This is a genomic window from Gammaproteobacteria bacterium (assembly GCA_036383255.1).
In the GTDB taxonomy this organism is placed as follows: Bacteria; Pseudomonadota; Gammaproteobacteria; order Natronospirales; family REEB76; genus DASUBN01.
The window spans coordinates 220151-235846 of the sequence record DASVOS010000013.1; the positions used below are offsets into that span (position 1 = coordinate 220151).

Consider the following 15696-nt stretch of genomic DNA (forward strand, 5'->3'; position numbering starts at 1 on the left):
CCTGAGCCTGCTCAGCCTTGCACCTGCATCTGGTCGTGGACCTCGTGCACGCCCGGCACGTACCAGCAGTCGTAGATCGCCATGCGGCGCTGCTCGTCGCTGTGCACCGCTCCGCGCAACGTCACCTCGCGGTCACGGGTGCGTACGTCGATGCTCTCGGCGTGCAGCAACGGGTCCTTCTCCAGCACCATGCGCACCGCGTCGGAGACCTCGTCGTCGTTGTCCTTCTCGGCCGGGCGGACCCGGATGTGGTTGTGCACGTCGCAGCTGCCCGGCACCCACCAGGCGATGACCTCCGCCAGGCGCCGGTGCGAGAGGCTGTTCAGCTGGCCGTCGAGGCGCACCACGCAGTCGTCCACGTCGACGCCGATCCAGTCGCGGCCGGACTCGGTGGCGGGATGGGGGTGCACCGCGATGTCGCGGAAGGCAGGCTCCTGGGACAGGGCGGAGGTGGCGGCATCCAGCAGCGCCTTTCCGGTGCGCCGTTCGCCGGGCCGGAGCCGCAGGCGATCCTCGATGTCGTTCAAGCCCGAGAGCTCCATGGCGATGCGCCGGGCCTTGCGCTTGACGATGATGTTGGCCACTTCGCCTTCGAGCCGCAGACTGTCATGATAGGCGACGTGGATGGGGGATTCGTGCAGATTGATGTCTGGGTCCTTCGCCAGGGCCGCGAGCAGCGCGGCTACCAGGTCTTTCTGCGGCATGGGGCACCTTGGGCTTCGGAGGGGTGTTCTTCTCATATAAGGTTGAGCCCAGGCGGCCCGCTTGGCAATAGGGAAGGAAAAGCTTTGGATCGCACGGCAAATGACAAATCCCGCCACGATGTACGCCCGGCCCTGCGCCACCTGCGCCGCGCCGATCCGCGCATGGCTGCCGTCATCGCCGGCATCGGGCCCTGCCGCCTGGAGTTCATGCCGCTGCGCAGCCCGTTCCACTCGCTGATGCGCGCCATCACCTACCAGCAGCTCTCGGGCAAGGCCGCCGCCACCATCCTCGGCCGCGTGGTGGCGCTGTTCCCGCCGGAGCTGGGGCCGCACCCGGAGGCGCTGCTGGCGCTGCCGGAGGCCTCGCTGCGCGGCGCCGGGCTCTCCCGCAACAAGCTCCTGGCGCTCAAGGACCTCGCCGCCAAGGCGCTGGACGGCACCGTGCCGGACTCGAAGGGCCTGAAGCGCATGCCCGACGCGGAGATCATCGAGCGCCTCACCCAGGTGCGCGGTGTCGGCCGCTGGACCGTGGAGATGCTGCTCATCTTCACCCTCGGCCGCCCGGACGTGCTGCCGGTGACGGACCTGGGGGTGCGCAAGGGTTTCCAGCGGGCCTACGGCATGAAGCGCCTGCCCGCCTACTCGACGCTTGAGCGGGCGGGCAAAGCCTGGGCGCCGTACCGCTCCATCGCATCCTGGTACCTGTGGCGCGTGACCGACGGTGACGCCGAGCTATGAGCGCGGCCTTCCCCCATCTGCTGGCACCCCTGGACCTGGGCTTCGTCACGCTCAGGAACCGCGTGCTCATGGGTTCCATGCACACGGGCCTGGAGGACCGTGCCCGGGATTACGGCAAGCTCGCCGAGTACTTCGCGGAGCGCTCGCGGGGCGGCGCCGGACTCATCGTCACCGGCGGCATCGCGCCGAACCTCGTCGGCTCCCTCGCGCCTTTCGCCTCCAAGCTGAGCCGGCCCTGGGAAGTCGCCCGGCATCGCAGGGTGACCCAGGCCGTGCATGCGGAGGGCGGGCATATCTGCATGCAGATCCTGCACGCGGGCCGCTACGCCTACCATCCGTTCTCGGTGGCGCCCTCGGCCCTCAAGGCGCCCATCACGCCGTTCAGGCCGCGGGCCTTGAGCGCCCGCGGCATCGAGAGGCAGATCGCCGGCTTCGTGCGCTGTGCCGCACGTGCCCGGGAGGCGGGTTACGACGGCGTCGAGATCATGGGTTCCGAGGGTTACTTCATCAACGAGTTCCTGGTGGCCCGCACCAACAAGCGCGACGACGCCTGGGGCGGCGACTTCGCCCGGCGCATGCGCCTGCCGGTGGAGATCGTGCGCCGCACCCGCGAGGCGGTGGGCCGGGATTTCATCCTCATCTACCGGCTCTCGATGCTGGACCTGGTGGAGCAGGGCAGCGACTGGGCGGAGGTGGTGACCCTGGCGAAGGCCATCGAGGCCGCCGGCGCCACGCTCATCAACACCGGCATCGGCTGGCATGAGGCGCGTATCCCCACTATCGCCACCCGCGTGCCGCGCGCCGCCTTCACCTGGGTCACGGCGCGCCTGAAGCGCGAAGTGAAGCTGCCGCTCATCGCCGTGAACCGCATCAACATGCCGGACGTCGCCGAGAAGGTGCTGGCGAAAGGCCAGGCGGACATGGTGTCCATGGCCCGGCCGCTCCTGGCGGACCCGGAATGGGTGCTGAAGGCGGCCAGCGGACGCGCTGATGAGATCAACACCTGCATCGCCTGCAACCAGGCCTGCCTCGACCACGTGTTCGAACAGAAGCTCGCCACCTGCCTCGTCAACCCGCGAGCCTGCCGCGAGACGGAATTCCGCAGCGTCCCGGCGCCGCGCGCACGGCGCATCGCCGTGGTGGGAGCGGGTCCCGCCGGGCTCGCCGCCGCCGTCAGCGCCGCCGAGCGCGGCCACGCGGTGACGCTGTACGACGCCGCCGCCGAGATCGGCGGCCAGTTCAACATGGCCAAGCGTGTCCCCGGCAAGGAGGAGTTCCACGAGACCTTGCGCTACTTCCGCCGGCGCCTGGAGCTCCTGGGTGTGACGCTGGTGCTCGGGCGCGAGGTGGACGCGGCCGCACTGCGCGCACAAGGCTTCGACGCGGTGGTGCTCGCCACCGGCGTGCGGCCGCGTGTCCCGGCCATCCCCGGCCTCGACCATCCCAAGGTATTGTCCTACGTGGAGGTGCTGCTGCAGGGCCGGCCGGTGGGCCGGCGCGTGGCGATCGTGGGCGCTGGTGGGATCGGCTTCGACGTGGCGGAGTTCCTGGTGCAGTCTCCGCCCTATCCCAGCGTCGCGCCGCACCGCTTCATGCGGGAGTGGGGCGTGGACGAGGGATACGCAGCGCGTGGCGGGCTCATGCCGGCCAGGCCCGAAGCCGCGGCGCGGCAGGTGTGGTTGCTGCAGCGTTCCGCCGGGCGGCCGGGCCGCACCCTGGGCAAGACCACGGGCTGGGCCCACCGTTCCTCCCTCAAGGCACATGGGGTACGGATGCAGGGTGGCGTGGAATACCTGCGTGTGGACGATGCCGGCCTGCACATCACCGTCGACGGCGCGCCGAGCGTCCTCGAGGTGGACAACGTGGTGATCTGCGCCGGCCAGGAGAGCCGCCGCGAGCTCGCGACGGACCTCGCGGGCATGCAGATCCACCTCATCGGCGGGGCGCGCCTGGCCGGCGAGCTGGATGCCAAGCGGGCCATCGAGGAGGGCACGCGCCTGGGATTGAGCCTTTAGGGCCGGCAAAAACCCCGTGGATTCCAGCCGGGCAACAGTCTATGATTCTGCGAGGCCCGCAGGCCTTTGAAAACCAAGCCATCAACAACGGGGAAGATGCCATGACCAGCCGTGCCATTACCCATTGGATCGTGTACGCGGGCGCCGCCGCTGCGCTGCTGCTGCAAGGGTGCTCCTCCAGCAAGCCCTACGCACTGGTCGCGGAACTCCCGGCCAACGACCACCTGGTGGTGGGCTCCATCGAGGTCAAGGACGGCAAGTGCAGCGCGCACTTCGCTTCCCTCGAATGGAGCGATTTCTACAAGCCGTCCTGCCAGGTGCTCAAGGACCAGTCCGGCTTCAAGAGCTTCAAGATCGGCGACACCCAAGTCGACTTCGGCGGGGTGGAGAACGGCTTCAAGGTGCTCACCACGCCGCCCAAGCTGCCGCCCGCGAACGTGACCCTCAACCCGCTGCCGGCCAACAGCACCGCCGCCGCCGCCCAATCCGCGGCCGCCACCGCCTCGCCGGCCGCCACTCCACCCACCGCGCCGGCTGCCAGCGAAGGCGAGGACTTCCCGGCCCAGTGGGCGGTCGTGCCGCACCCAGGCACCGTGCACCTCGCCGGCCAGAACCCAGGCTATCTCCTGTCCTCGGACAACCTGTTGATCGACGGCGGTGAAGGCACGCTGGATGTGACCTTCAAGGCCGCCTACAAGCCGCTGCACCTCACCGCCATCGTGGTGGCGAATGAGCACGGCGACTTCCGCCTGGTGTTCAACCCGCACGTGACTGCGAGCCTGACGAGCGGCGGCAACTACGACGTGTCGCTGGTCAACGAGGGTACCGGCATCTCCGGCAACATCTGGGACTCCCACGGCTTCGATTCCTGGACGCCCGCGCTGCCGCCCACCTGGGCCGTCAAGAGCGAAGACAAGTAAACGTCCTCGGAACCAAGCACCGGAAGGCCCGCGCGAGCGGGCCTTTCCTTTTATGCCAGCGCGTCGTGCAGGGCGCGTCGCCAGCGCCGCTCCCGGGCGGCGAGTTGCTCGTCACCCTGTGGGTCAAAACGCATGGCGGTCCCCTGCGGCACACGCTCGAGTCCGCCCGCGAGCCAGGCGAGCCCCAGCGCCGTCGCCTCGTGCATCTCGGGGCGCTCTACCGGCAGGCCCGCGAGATCCGCGAGCCGCTGGCACAGGCCGTCGAGCTGCGCCAGTCCGCCGCTGACCTGGATGCGCCGGAACGCCATGCCCGCGCCTCGCATACGCTGCAGGTTCGCATGCAGCAGGAACACCACGCTCTCGACGGCTGCCGCCAGCTTCTGCCTCGCATCGCCGCGGCCGATGAAGCGGGAACGGAAGTGGGGTTGCCAGTAGGGCGCCCCCAGGCCGCCGACGCCGTTCAGGAACAGCGGCGGCTCCTCCGCCGCGGCCAACGCCGCGGGTAATAGGCGCAGCGCCGTGGCCGGTCTCATGCCGAGTTGCGCCGCCACCGCGTCCAGCGCTGCACCGGCGCCGTTCACGGTACCCTCCAGCGCGAACAGCGCGCCGCGCTTGGGATCGCGCCACAGCAGGCTCTGCAGCAGGCCTGGCACGCGCCGTTCACTCAAGGCCTGCACGAAGGCGCCGGTGCCGATGTTGATGTAGGCGATGCCCCGTTCCGGTTCGCCCCGGGCGAACAGCGCGGCAGGTTGGTCTCCCGTGACCACCGTGAGAGGCAGGGTACGGCCCGCGAGCCGCAGTGTGCCGAAGCGGTGATGGTTCGGCACGCAGTCCGGCAGGATCTCGTGCGGCACGCCGAACAACCCGCAGAGCTTGGCCGACCATCCGCCGCGGCGGATGTCCATGAGCTGGGTGCGGGCGCCGTTCACCGGATCCGCGACGCAGACTCGTTCCTCGGTCAGTCCGGCCACGAGATAGCTCGCCAGCGGTCCTGCCGCGAGATGGCCGCGCTGCATCGCCTGCCGGACCTCAGGCAAGTGCCGCAGGCACCAGGCGATCTTGCTGGCGCCGTAGTGGGGCGAGAGCACCAGACCCGTGAGCCTGCGCACTTCCTGGGTGTGCGCTACGAGCGCCGCCACTTTGCGCACCGCGCGCCGGTCTTGCCAGGAGACCACCGGTGAGAGAGGCCGGCTGTTGCGCCGGTCCCAACAGGCGATGCTGGAGCGCTGGGTGGCGAGCGCCGCCGCCCGGATCTCCGTATCCGGCGGCAGCATGGCGATGGCCGCTTCCGCCGCCTGCCGCAGGGAGCGCAGCACCGCCTGGGGTGCATGCTCGACCCGGTCCCGGCCTTCGCGGCGGGTGGCGATGCGCCGCTCCGCCCGGGCCAGTACCGTGCCGGCGGGATCGAACAGCAAGGCCCGGCTGGCGTGTCCGCCCTGGTCCAACGCCAGCACACAACGGCGGGACATGTCAGTCGGCCGGCCGCAGGGGCAGGGCGCGGGTATCGCCGTGGGGAGTCCGATCAGGCAGGCTGCCACGGATCTTCGCCAGCACTTTCTGTGCATCCGCCCGGTACGAAGTGAGCTTGCCGCCGTAGAGGCCGATGAGCCGCGGGCGCGCCACGCGGTCAGTCTCCAGGATGAGCTCGCGGCCGCGCTCGAAAGGGCGGGCTTCGTCGCGGGGCAGGACTCGCAGGCCCGCGAAGGCGCCGAGCTCCCGGAACGCCTGACGCGGGAAATAGTGCTGCACCACCTGGCGCAGGTATTCCCGCTCCTGCTCGCTGGGGGCGACCGCACCGGGCTCGCGTCCAGGGAAAGGCGTCTCGGTGGTGCCCATCAGGCTCTGGCCGTTCCAAGGCATGAGGAACACCGCGCGCCCGTCCCGCGGCACCTCCATATAGAAGATCCCTTCGCGGCTGGGGATGTCCACCAGGATGTGGGTACCCTGCACCAGCTCGCTGTGCACATGGGAAACGAACGAGGGGATGCGCCCGGCCACGCCGGCGACCCAAGGGCCGGCAGCGTTCACCAGTACCCGCGCCCGGCATTCCGAATGCCGGCCCGCTTGCTCGTAACGCACCGTCACCCCATCTTCCTGCAGCTCGGCGCCCAGGAAGCATGCCGGCATGCAGAGTTCGGCGCCCAGGTCCTGCGCGGATCGCAGCACCGCGCGGGTGAGGGCGGCATCATCCGTCTGGGCGTCCCAGTACTGGAACACCTTGCGCAGCCCCTCGGTCTTCAATCCTCCCAGGGCATCCCATTCCCGGCGCGGCAGCGTGCGGAAGCGGGCGTGATGCCCGGACCCTGCCAGCAGTGCGTAGAGGCTCAAGCCCGCGTAGAGCTGCCAGGGCCGGCGGCGGGTATCGCCATAGAGCGGGATATAGAAAGGCTTGATCCGCACCAGTTCCGGCGCGAGCCGGAGCAGGAGTTCCCGTTCCTGCAGGCATTCACGCACCAGCCCCAGCTGGAACTGTTCGAGGTAGCGCAGGCCGCCATGGATGAGCTTGCTGGAACGGCTGGAGGTGCCATGGGCCACCCCATCCTTTTCCAGTAGCCGCACGCTGTAGCCGGCGGCGGCGGCGGCCTGGGCCACACCGGCACCATGGATGCCGGCGCCGACGATGACGAGGTCCAGGAGTTCAGGCATAGGCTTTCAGCATGTCGCCGATGGCATCGGTCTCCACGAGATCCGCACCCTGTTCCGTGAGCGCCACCGCCCGGGCCGGGTCCTGCACCTGGTACACCGCCCACTGCCAGTCGCCCTTGAGGTTCGCCAGGGCTTCGGTGAAGAGGCGGGTGCCGGCGAAGAGGTATTCTGGCTGGAACTCGGCGGCGAGCTTCGCGGTGGCGAGGCTCGCATCTTCCAGCGCCCAGCCTACCGGACCCGCGCCCATCTGCCGTGCGAGCTTCAATGACAGCGCATCGAAGGAGATGATCACGCAGCGGTCCAGCACCGTTTTCACCGCCTGCATCACCTGCTGCACCACCGCCTCGTGGCCGAAGTGCTCCAGGCTCTCGGACTTGATCTCGATGAAGCCCTGCACGCCCTGGTGGCGGGACAGATACTCCGTGAGCTCGGTGAGGTGCGTGGGGTGGGTGCCGGCGTACTTGGCGCCGAAACGCCAGGCCTCGCCCACGTCGACCGAGGCGAGCGACTTCGAGTCCATCTCCATGATGAGCCGGTCAAGGCCCGCGGTGCGGTGCAGCGAGCCGTCGTGGCACAGGAAGGGTACGAGGTCGGAGGAGAGCTGCACATCGCACTCGAACCAGGGCGCGCCGGCTTCCACCGCCGCCTGGATGCCGACCAGCGTGTTCTCCGGATAGCGCGCGGGGTAGCCGCGGTGTGCCACCAGGGTGGGCACGGTCTTGCTCGCCATGGGTCACCGAGTAGGAGGACTACTCGTATCTTAACGCGTCTATGGGATCCAATGCCGCTGCCTTCGCGGCGGGGGCGATGCCGAAGATGACGCCGATGCTGGTGGAGAAACCGATGGACACCAGCGCCGCCCACATCGGCACGTGGGCGCCGCGGAACGAGGGCACGGCATAGACGATGAGCGTGCCGATGGCATAGCCCAGGATCAGCCCGATGATGCCGCCCAGCATGGAGAGCGCCACCGCCTCCAGCAGGAACTGCACCAGGATGTCGCTGCGCCGGGCGCCGAGGCTCTTGAGGATCCCGATCTCGCGGGTGCGCTCGGTGACCGAGACCAGCATGATGTTCATGATGCCGATGCCGCCTACCAGCAGCGACACGCCGACGATCCCGCCCAGCACGACGGTCAGCATGTTGAGGATGCTGTTGAAGGAGTCCGTCACCTGGGAAGCGGTCTGCACCTTGAAGTCGTCGTCTTGGCTCGTCTTGAGCTTGTGGCGGCGGCGCAGGAGCTGGCGTACCCGCTCCTTGGTGGCGTCCATCTGGGTGACGTCGTTGACCTTGAGCTGGACGATGATGTCTTCCTTGGTGGCGCCGCCCAGCAGGGTGTGGGCCGTGCCATAGGGGATCAGTACCTTGTCGTCCTGGTCGTTGCCGAGTATCGAGCCCTGCTTGTGCAGCACGCCCACGATCTTGAACCACTGTCCGCCGACCTGGAAATAGGTGCCTATGGGATCCGCCGGCAGGTGCAGGTGGTCTATCACCGTCGCGCCGATGATGGCCACGCGCCGGTGCGAGAGGTCGTCGCCGGGGGTGATGAAGCGGCCGCTCTCGGGGTAGTCGCTGAACACCTGGGCATAGGCCTGGGTCACGCCCAGGAGGCGCGAGGAGCTGGCCTGGCCCTTGTACTCGATCGAGCTGCCGAACTGGCCCACCTGCAGCAGCGGCGTGAGACCGCTCACGCCCGGCACCTCATGCTGGATCGCCAGCATGTCCTCAGGCGAGATGCGCGCCTGCTTGCCCTGCAGGATCTGCTTGAAGGGCAGATAGGAGGACACGGTGAGGCTGTCGGTGCCGAAGCCGGCGAACTGGCTGCTGATGGACTGGCTGAAGCCCTGGATCAGGGACACCACCGTGACCACCGCCATCACGCCGATGATGATGCCCAGGGTGGTGAGGAAGCTGCGGAGCTTGTGCGCGCGGATCGCGTACAGGGCGGAACGGACGCTTTCGGTGAGGGCGTGCACGGCGCTACTCGTAGCGCAGCGCGTCGATGGGATCGAGCGCGGCGGCCTTGGCGGCGGGTGCGATGCCGAAGATGATGCCCACGCCCATGGAGAAGCCCATGGCCAGCGCCACCGTCCAGAGCGGCACGTAGGCGCCCTCGAACGCAGGCACCAGCTTCACCACCATGAGGCCGATGCCATAGCCGAGTGCCAGCCCGATGAGCCCGCCCAGGAGCGACAGCGTGACCGCCTCGATCAGGAACTGCAGCAGGATGTCGCTGCGCCGGGCGCCGAGGCTCTTCAAGATGCCGATCTCGCGGGTGCGTTCGGTCACCGACACCAACATGATGTTCATGATGCCGATGCCGCCCACCAGCAGTGCGATGCTGACGATGCCGCCCAGGATCACGCTCGCGGCGTTGAAGATCTGGTTGATGCTGTCGGCGAGCTGGGCCGCGGTCTGGACCTTGAAATCGTCGTCCTGGCCGGGCTTGAGGCCGTGCTGGCGCCGCAGCACGGTGGTGATGCGACCCTTGATCTCGTCCAGCTGCTTGACGTCGTTCACGTCCATGTCGATCTGGATGCTGGGGTTGGTGGCGCCGCCGAGCAGGCTGTGGGCGGTGCCGAAGGGGATGTAGATGCGCGAGTCCTGGTCGAAGCCGAGGAACGAGCCCAGCTCCTTGAGCACGCCGACCACCTTGAACCACTGGCCGAACATCTGGATGAAGCGGCCTTCCGGGTTGTCACCGAGCTGGAGGTCCTTCACCACGCTCGCGCCCACCACGGCGACCCGCCGGTGCGCGAAGTCGTCGCTGGGGGTGATATAGCGCCCCCGCACCGGGTAGAACTCGGTGTTCTCGGCGTGGGTGTAGGTGGTGCCGGCGATCAGGGAGTAGGTGGATTGGCCCTGGTACTGCACCTGGCCGTTCAGGAACGCGATGATCAGTACCGGCGTGATGCGGCTGATGCCCGGCACTTCGTGCTGGATGGCCAGCAGGTCCTCGGTGGTGATCTTGGCGGTCTTGCCGGCCAACTGGTCGTTGCGTGAGACGTAGGCGTTCACGAATACCGTGTTCGAGCCCATGCCGCGGAAGTTGGCCGAGAGGGCGAGGCTGAAGCCCTGCAGCAGCGACACCACCGCGATCACCGACATCACGCCGATGATGATGCCGAGGGTGGTGAGCACGCTGCGCAGCTTGTGGGCGAAGATCGCCGTGAAGGCCGCGCGGAGGCTTTCGAGGAAGTTAGACACGGGCCCCGCCCTTGGTCGGCTTGGGCTGGTTGACGGTGTCGCTGGTGATCTTGCCGTCCTTGATGCGGATGACCCGGCGGCAATGGTTGGCGATGTCCTGGTCGTGGGTCACCACGATGATGGTGTTGCCGCTCTGGTGCAGCACGTCGAACATCGCCATCACGTCGCGGGCGGTGTTCGAATCCAGGTTGCCGGTGGGCTCGTCCGCCAGCAGGATCGAGGGCTTGCCGACCAGCGCCCGGGCGATGGCCACGCGCTGGCGCTGGCCGCCGGAGAGCTGGTTGGGCAGGTGATGGAGGCGTTCGCCCAGGCCGACCTGTTCCAGGGCCTCGGTGGCGATGCGCTTGCGCTCGGCATAGGGGATGCCGCGATAGATGAGCGGCTGCATCACGTTGTGCAGGGCGTCGGAGCGTCCCAGCAGGTTGAAGTTCTGGAAGATGAAGCCGATCTCGCGGTTGCGGATGCGCGCCAGCGCGTTGTCGTCCAGCTCCGCCACCGGCGTGCCGTTCAGCACGTACTCACCGGAGGTGGGCTTGTCCAGGCAGCCCACGATATTCATGAGCGTGGACTTGCCCGAGCCGGAGGGGCCGATGAACGCAGCGTATTCGTTGCGCGCGATGCTGAGGTCGATCCCGTCGAGCGCGTTCAGCACCGCGTCACCCATCACGTAGCGCTTGGTGACGGCGCGCAGTTCCAGGACCGTGTCGGTGCTCATCACGGGGTCTTCTTGGCGTCGCCCTTGCTGGCCGCGGCCGGTGCCACCGTCACGCTGGTCCCATCCGCCAGGTGATGGAGGGTCTGGTAGGAGCCGCTCACGACGGTGTCCCCCTGCCGCAGGCCCGAGGTGACCGCCTGGTAAGCGTCGCTGGAGACGCCGGTGGTCACCGGGGTCTTCTGCGCCTTGCCGTCCACGACCTTGTACACGTAGGCGCCGGAGGTGGGCTCCAGGCTCTTGGAGCCGGGGTCGTTCTCGTAGAGGATCGCCTGCACCGGCACCGAGAGCGTGCCGGGCGTGCTCTGGGTGAAGATCTCGGCGCGCGTGCTCATGCCGGGCTTGAGCACCGCGAGGTCCTTGTCCGTGATGGCGATCTTCACCTCGAAGGTGCGGCCCTGGCTGGCGCTGGCGGTGAGACTGTTGCTGGTGTCCGTCACCGAGGAGGCGACGAACTGCACCTTGCCGTGCAGGGTGCGGTCAGGGAAAGAGACCGCGTCGATGTTGGCGTCTTCGCCCAGCTTGACGTTGGCGATGTCGGCTTCGTCCACCTGCACATCGGCCAACACCTCGGAGGGGTCGGCGATGTCCATGAGCGTGGAACCGGCGATGTTGGTGCCGGTGATCACGGTCTCGCCCACCTTCACCGGCAGGCTGGTGATCATGCCGTTGATGGGGGAGGTGATGACGGTCTTGTTGAGGTTCTGCTGCGACTGGGTGAGTTCGGCCTGGGCGATCTCCAGTGCCTGCTGCCGCGCCTCCAGCTCGCTGTCGGCGAGATCGAGCTGGTTCTTGAGGTTATCGAAGCTGTTGGCGTCCACCAGGTGCTGCTTGTAGAGCTGCTGCTGGCGGTTGAACTGCAGCTGCAGGTTGGCGACCGTGAGCTTCTGGCCCTGGATCGCGATCTGCGCCTGCTGCACTGCCGCCTGCTGCTGCAGCACCTGGGCCTTGAAGATCTCCGGATCGAGCCTGAGCACGACCTGGCCCTTGTGCACCCGCTGACCCTCGACCACCGGGATCTCGCTGATCTTGCCGATCACCTCGGGCTTGAGCTCCACCGGGTCCTTGTACTGCAGCTCGCCGGAAGCCAGGATCGAACTGCGGATGGTGCGAGCCTCGACCTGGGCGGTCTCGACCTGCACGCCGCGGCTGCGCCCGGCGGTGCGGCTGATCACGATGATGAGCACCAGCCCGCCGGCGATCGCCAAGGCAGTCCAGAGTTTGCGTTTGTTGGCCATGTATGTGCGCTTTTAGATGAGTTTGACCAGGATCCAGATGCCGTAGATCAGGATGTGCGGGGCCAGCGCCAGGGCCGCGGACTTGCCCAGGCTCTGGCGCGTCCACTGCGAGAAGCCGATGACCAGCAGCGCGAAGCTCCAGAACGTGGTCAAGTGCAGGCTGTTGAGCAGGCCGAACCACGAGTCCTGCGGCGTGAGCTTGAAGAGCAGGGTGTTGAGCGAGGTCACGTCCAGCGAGGTGACGGCCGCCTGCTTCCCGCTTATCGCGTACATCACCGCGAAAGCCAGGTTGCCGAGCACGGAGGGCATGTAGGCCCAGCAGGTGAAGTTGAACCAGTTGCCGTAGCCCTGTACCTCGTATCCGCCGATCTTGCTCACCAGGAACAGGTACAGCGCCTGCACCAGGTAGATCAGCACCACGAAGATGGTGAGGAAGATGCAGGTCTGCATAAGGATGCCCTTGCGGGTCAGTCCGTTGCGGATCTGCTCCATCTGGTCGGCGCTGTAGTTGCGGCCGGCGATGTAATCCATGGTCTGCTGCTGGATCACGCCCCAGTCGGCGGTGCCGTAATACCAGGCGAAGACCAGCAGCGCGCTGCCGATGCAGAGCAGCAGGGGGTACCAGAGCCAGCTGGTGTGGGGCCGCACGTCGTCGAAGGTCTTGCGCGGCTCGAGGAAGATGTTGATGAGGCTGCCGAAAGCGGTCGGGCTGCTGTCGTTCATGATGACTCCCCGTATCTGTCTTGTTGGAAGGCCGCGCCTGGATCGGACTCCGATTCCCAATCAGACAATGCCGGGCGCGGCAGGTTCGGTGCGGAGGCGACGAACTGCATCAATCATAAGCAGGAGGTCACCTACGGGATAGTGATGATTGTCACCACGGGGCGGTGACAAAAAAGCCCATGCCCCGGCCTATCCGGCCGGGGGCATGGGCTGCTTAGCTTAGTTCAGCTAAAGGGGCTGGGTTAAGCGGGTGCTTACCAGCGGCCGCGGCCACCGCCGCCGCCACCACCGCCGCCACCGCCGCCACCACCGGGCTGACGCGGCTGCGCTTCGTTCACGCGCAGCGGGCGGCCGCCCATGTCCTTGCCATTCAGCTCGCGGATCGCGGCCTGGGCAGAGGACTGATCCATCTCGACGAAGCCGAAGCCGCGCGGGCGGCCGGTCTCACGATCGGAGATCAGCTTGACCGAATGCACGGCGCCGAACTGTTCGAACTTCTGGCGGATTTCATCTTCGTTAGCGGAGAAAGGCAGATTACCGACATAAATGGACGTCATACGATTAACACTCTCTTGCAAGAACTTTAAGAACACGCCACGGGGTCGGAAGAGGTTGAGGCTGCCGGCCGTGGTTTACCTGCGGTCTCCCCACCGGTGGACTGCCTTGCGGCAGGGCATGGGCGGGTGACTGCTTTTTGTTCGAAGCTTAGTCACATCCCCCGGCGTGTCAGCAGGTCATCCCCGTAGACGTCGGCAAAGATAGGTTGACAGGTCCCGAACGGCGAAAGAGCTTACGCGAGTCAAACCCCCCTGTCCAATGGCCGGAAGCCCTTGTATGGACTGAAAAAATCGCCCAAAAACCCCCTACGTATTTCGGGGTTTCCCGGTATAATTCGCCGTTTTTCCCGCCCCCTGACCCCCTGGATTCACCCGTGATCGAAAATCTCCGCAATATCGCCATCATCGCCCACGTGGACCATGGCAAGACCACCCTCGTGGACTGCCTGCTGCGCCAATCCGGCACTCTGGATGCCCGTGCCCCCATCACCGAGCGGGTGATGGACTCCAACGACCTGGAGAAGGAACGGGGCATCACCATCCTGGCCAAGAACACGGCCATCCGCCTCAAGCAGGGGAACACCGAGTACCGCATCAACATCGTGGACACCCCCGGCCATGCCGACTTCGGCGGCGAGGTGGAGCGGGTGCTGTCCATGGTGGACTGCGTGCTCCTGGTGGTGGACGCGGTGGACGGGCCCATGCCCCAGACCCGCTTCGTCACCCAGAAGGCCTTCTCCCACGGCCTCAAGCCCATCGTGGTCATCAACAAGATCGACCGCAACGGCGCGCGCCCGCACTGGGTGCTGGACCAGACCTTCGACCTGTTCGACAAGCTCGGCGCCTCCGATGAGCAGCTGGACTTCCCGGTGGTGTACGCCTCGGCCCTGAACGGCTTCGCCACCCTGGACATGGACGTGCCCGGCAAGGACATGACGCCGCTGTTCGAGACCATCATCAAGCATTGCCCGCCGCCGCCGGTGAACCTGGACGGTCCGTTCCAGCTCCAGGTCAGCCAGATGGACTACTCGAGCTACGTGGGCGCCATCGGCATCGGCCGCATCGCCCGCGGCCGCATCAAGCGCAACAGCCCGGTGATCGTCACCGACTCCGAGGGCAAGACCCGCCGCGAGCGCATCCTGCAGGTGTTCGGCTTCCTCGGCCTGAACCGCGTGGAAGTGGAGGAGGCCCAGGCCGGCGACATCATCGCCTTCACCGGCATCCCTGCGCCGCGCATCTCCGAGACCATCTGCGACCCGGAGCACGTGGAGGCGCTGCCGTCCCTCACCGTGGACGAGCCCACCATCAGCATGGTGTTCGAGACCAACAATTCGCCGTTCGCCGGCCAGGACGGCAAGTTCCTGACCAGCCGCCAGGTGCGCGAGCGCCTGTACCGCGAGACCCTGCACAACGTGGCGCTGCGCGTCGAGGATACCGAGGACGCGGAGAAGTTCCGCGTCTCCGGCCGCGGCGAGCTGCACCTCTCGGTGCTGCTGGAGAACATGCGCCGCGAGGGCTACGAGATCGCAGTGGCCCGTCCCCAGGTCATATACCACGAGGTGAACGGCGAGCGGCACGAGCCCTACGAGACCCTCACAGTGGACGTCGAAGACCGCCACCAGGGCGCCATCATGGAGGCCCTGGGTTCCCGCGGCGGCGCGCTGCAGGATATGCGTCCGGACGGCCAGGGCCGCGTGCGCCTGGACTACATCATCCCGGCGCGGGGCCTGATCGGCTTCCAGACCGAGTTCCGCACCATGACCTCGGGCTCAGGCCTCCTGCACCACGTGTTCGAGAAGTACGCGCCGGCCAAGGCCGTGGGCGTGAACCAGCGCGCCAACGGCGCGCTCATCTCCAACGGCACCGGCAAGGCCGTCTCCTACGGACTGTTCAACCTGCAGGAGCGCGGCCGCCTCTGCGTGGCTCCCGGCGAGGACGTCTATGAGGGCCAGATCGTGGGCATCCATGCCCGCGACAACGACCTCACGGTGAACCCGCTCAAGACCAAGCAGTTGACCAACATCCGCGCCGCCGGCCGCGACGAGAACATCATCCTGACCCCGGCGCTGCGCTTCACCCTGGAGCAGGCGCTGGAGTTCATCGAGGACGACGAGCTCGTGGAGATCACGCCGCTCAACATCCGCCTGCGCAAGCGGCACTTGAAGGAGTCGGATCGCCGTAAGGCGGGGCGCGCCTCCGAGGTTGCTGCCTAGAGCTGCTGCGCTGCGGGGTTAAG

At 67.3% G+C, this 15696-nt stretch carries 14 protein-coding genes; 4 read left to right on the forward strand and 10 right to left on the reverse strand.

The genetic code is table 11. The features are described 5' to 3' along the window. Positions 1-11: 11 nt before the first annotated feature. Positions 12-704 carry a BON domain-containing protein gene (locus tag VF651_09360; protein HEX7965912.1) on the reverse strand — a complete coding sequence of 231 codons (693 nt, stop codon included), beginning with the start codon at positions 702-704 and terminating at the stop codon, positions 12-14. A gap of 162 nt (positions 705-866) precedes the next feature. Between VF651_09360 and VF651_09365 the strand changes: the two genes are divergently transcribed. From VF651_09365 to VF651_09375, 3 genes are all read left to right on the forward strand, one after another. Continuing rightward, the gene (locus VF651_09365) at positions 867-1442 is read left to right on the forward strand and encodes a DNA-3-methyladenine glycosylase 2 family protein (GenBank protein HEX7965913.1); all 576 of its coding nucleotides are present in this window, start codon (positions 867-869) and stop codon (positions 1440-1442) included. Then, positions 1439-3457: an NADPH-dependent 2,4-dienoyl-CoA reductase gene (locus VF651_09370; GenBank protein HEX7965914.1), complete on the forward strand. Its 2019-nt coding sequence runs from the start codon at positions 1439-1441 to the stop codon at positions 3455-3457. Before VF651_09365 ends, VF651_09370 begins: the two co-directional genes overlap by 4 nt. Positions 3458-3558: 101 nt before the next feature. Continuing rightward, positions 3559-4377, forward strand: coding sequence for a hypothetical protein (locus VF651_09375; protein ID HEX7965915.1), 819 nt, complete (start codon positions 3559-3561; stop codon positions 4375-4377). A 50-nt stretch (positions 4378-4427) separates the two neighbouring features. Here VF651_09375 and VF651_09380 read toward each other — a convergent pair whose 3' ends face one another. From VF651_09380 to VF651_09420, 9 genes are all read right to left on the reverse strand, one after another. After that, on the reverse strand, positions 4428-5846 hold the full coding sequence (locus VF651_09380; GenBank protein HEX7965916.1) for an FGGY family carbohydrate kinase: 1419 nt from the start codon (positions 5844-5846) through the stop codon (positions 4428-4430). Between the two features lies 1 nt (position 5847). Beyond that, positions 5848-7023 (reverse strand): FAD-dependent oxidoreductase, encoded by a 1176-nt coding sequence (locus VF651_09385; protein HEX7965917.1) that lies wholly within the window; start codon positions 7021-7023, stop codon positions 5848-5850. Then, entirely contained in the window at positions 7016-7753 is a 738-nt protein-coding gene (locus VF651_09390) for a glycerophosphodiester phosphodiesterase family protein (protein HEX7965918.1), read from the reverse strand. Before VF651_09390 ends, VF651_09385 begins: the two co-directional genes overlap by 8 nt. A 19-nt stretch (positions 7754-7772) precedes the next feature. After that, the gene (locus tag VF651_09395) at positions 7773-8999 is read right to left on the reverse strand and encodes an ABC transporter permease (protein HEX7965919.1); all 1227 of its coding nucleotides are present in this window, start codon (positions 8997-8999) and stop codon (positions 7773-7775) included. Positions 9000-9003: 4 nt separating this feature from the next. Beyond that, complete coding sequence (locus tag VF651_09400; GenBank protein ID HEX7965920.1) at positions 9004-10230, reverse strand: ABC transporter permease; 1227 nt, start codon at positions 10228-10230, stop codon at positions 9004-9006. Then, a complete protein-coding gene (locus VF651_09405) occupies positions 10223-10945 on the reverse strand; it encodes an ABC transporter ATP-binding protein (protein ID HEX7965921.1) in 723 nt (240 codons plus the stop codon). Before VF651_09405 ends, VF651_09400 begins: the two co-directional genes overlap by 8 nt. Continuing rightward, complete coding sequence (locus VF651_09410) at positions 10945-12180, reverse strand: efflux RND transporter periplasmic adaptor subunit (protein ID HEX7965922.1); 1236 nt, start codon at positions 12178-12180, stop codon at positions 10945-10947. The genes VF651_09405 and VF651_09410 overlap by 1 nt, the downstream gene beginning before the upstream one ends. 12 nt (positions 12181-12192) lie before the next feature. Beyond that, a complete protein-coding gene (locus VF651_09415) occupies positions 12193-12903 on the reverse strand; it encodes a Yip1 family protein (GenBank protein HEX7965923.1) in 711 nt (236 codons plus the stop codon). 254 nt (positions 12904-13157) lie between these two features. Further along, positions 13158-13460 carry an RNA-binding protein gene (locus tag VF651_09420; GenBank protein ID HEX7965924.1) on the reverse strand — a complete coding sequence of 101 codons (303 nt, stop codon included), beginning with the start codon at positions 13458-13460 and terminating at the stop codon, positions 13158-13160. Positions 13461-13834: 374 nt separating this feature from the next. Between VF651_09420 and typA the strand changes: the two genes are divergently transcribed. Beyond that, positions 13835-15673 carry a translational GTPase TypA gene (gene typA / locus VF651_09425; protein ID HEX7965925.1) on the forward strand — a complete coding sequence of 613 codons (1839 nt, stop codon included), beginning with the start codon at positions 13835-13837 and terminating at the stop codon, positions 15671-15673. The last annotated feature ends 23 nt before the right edge of the window (positions 15674-15696 follow it).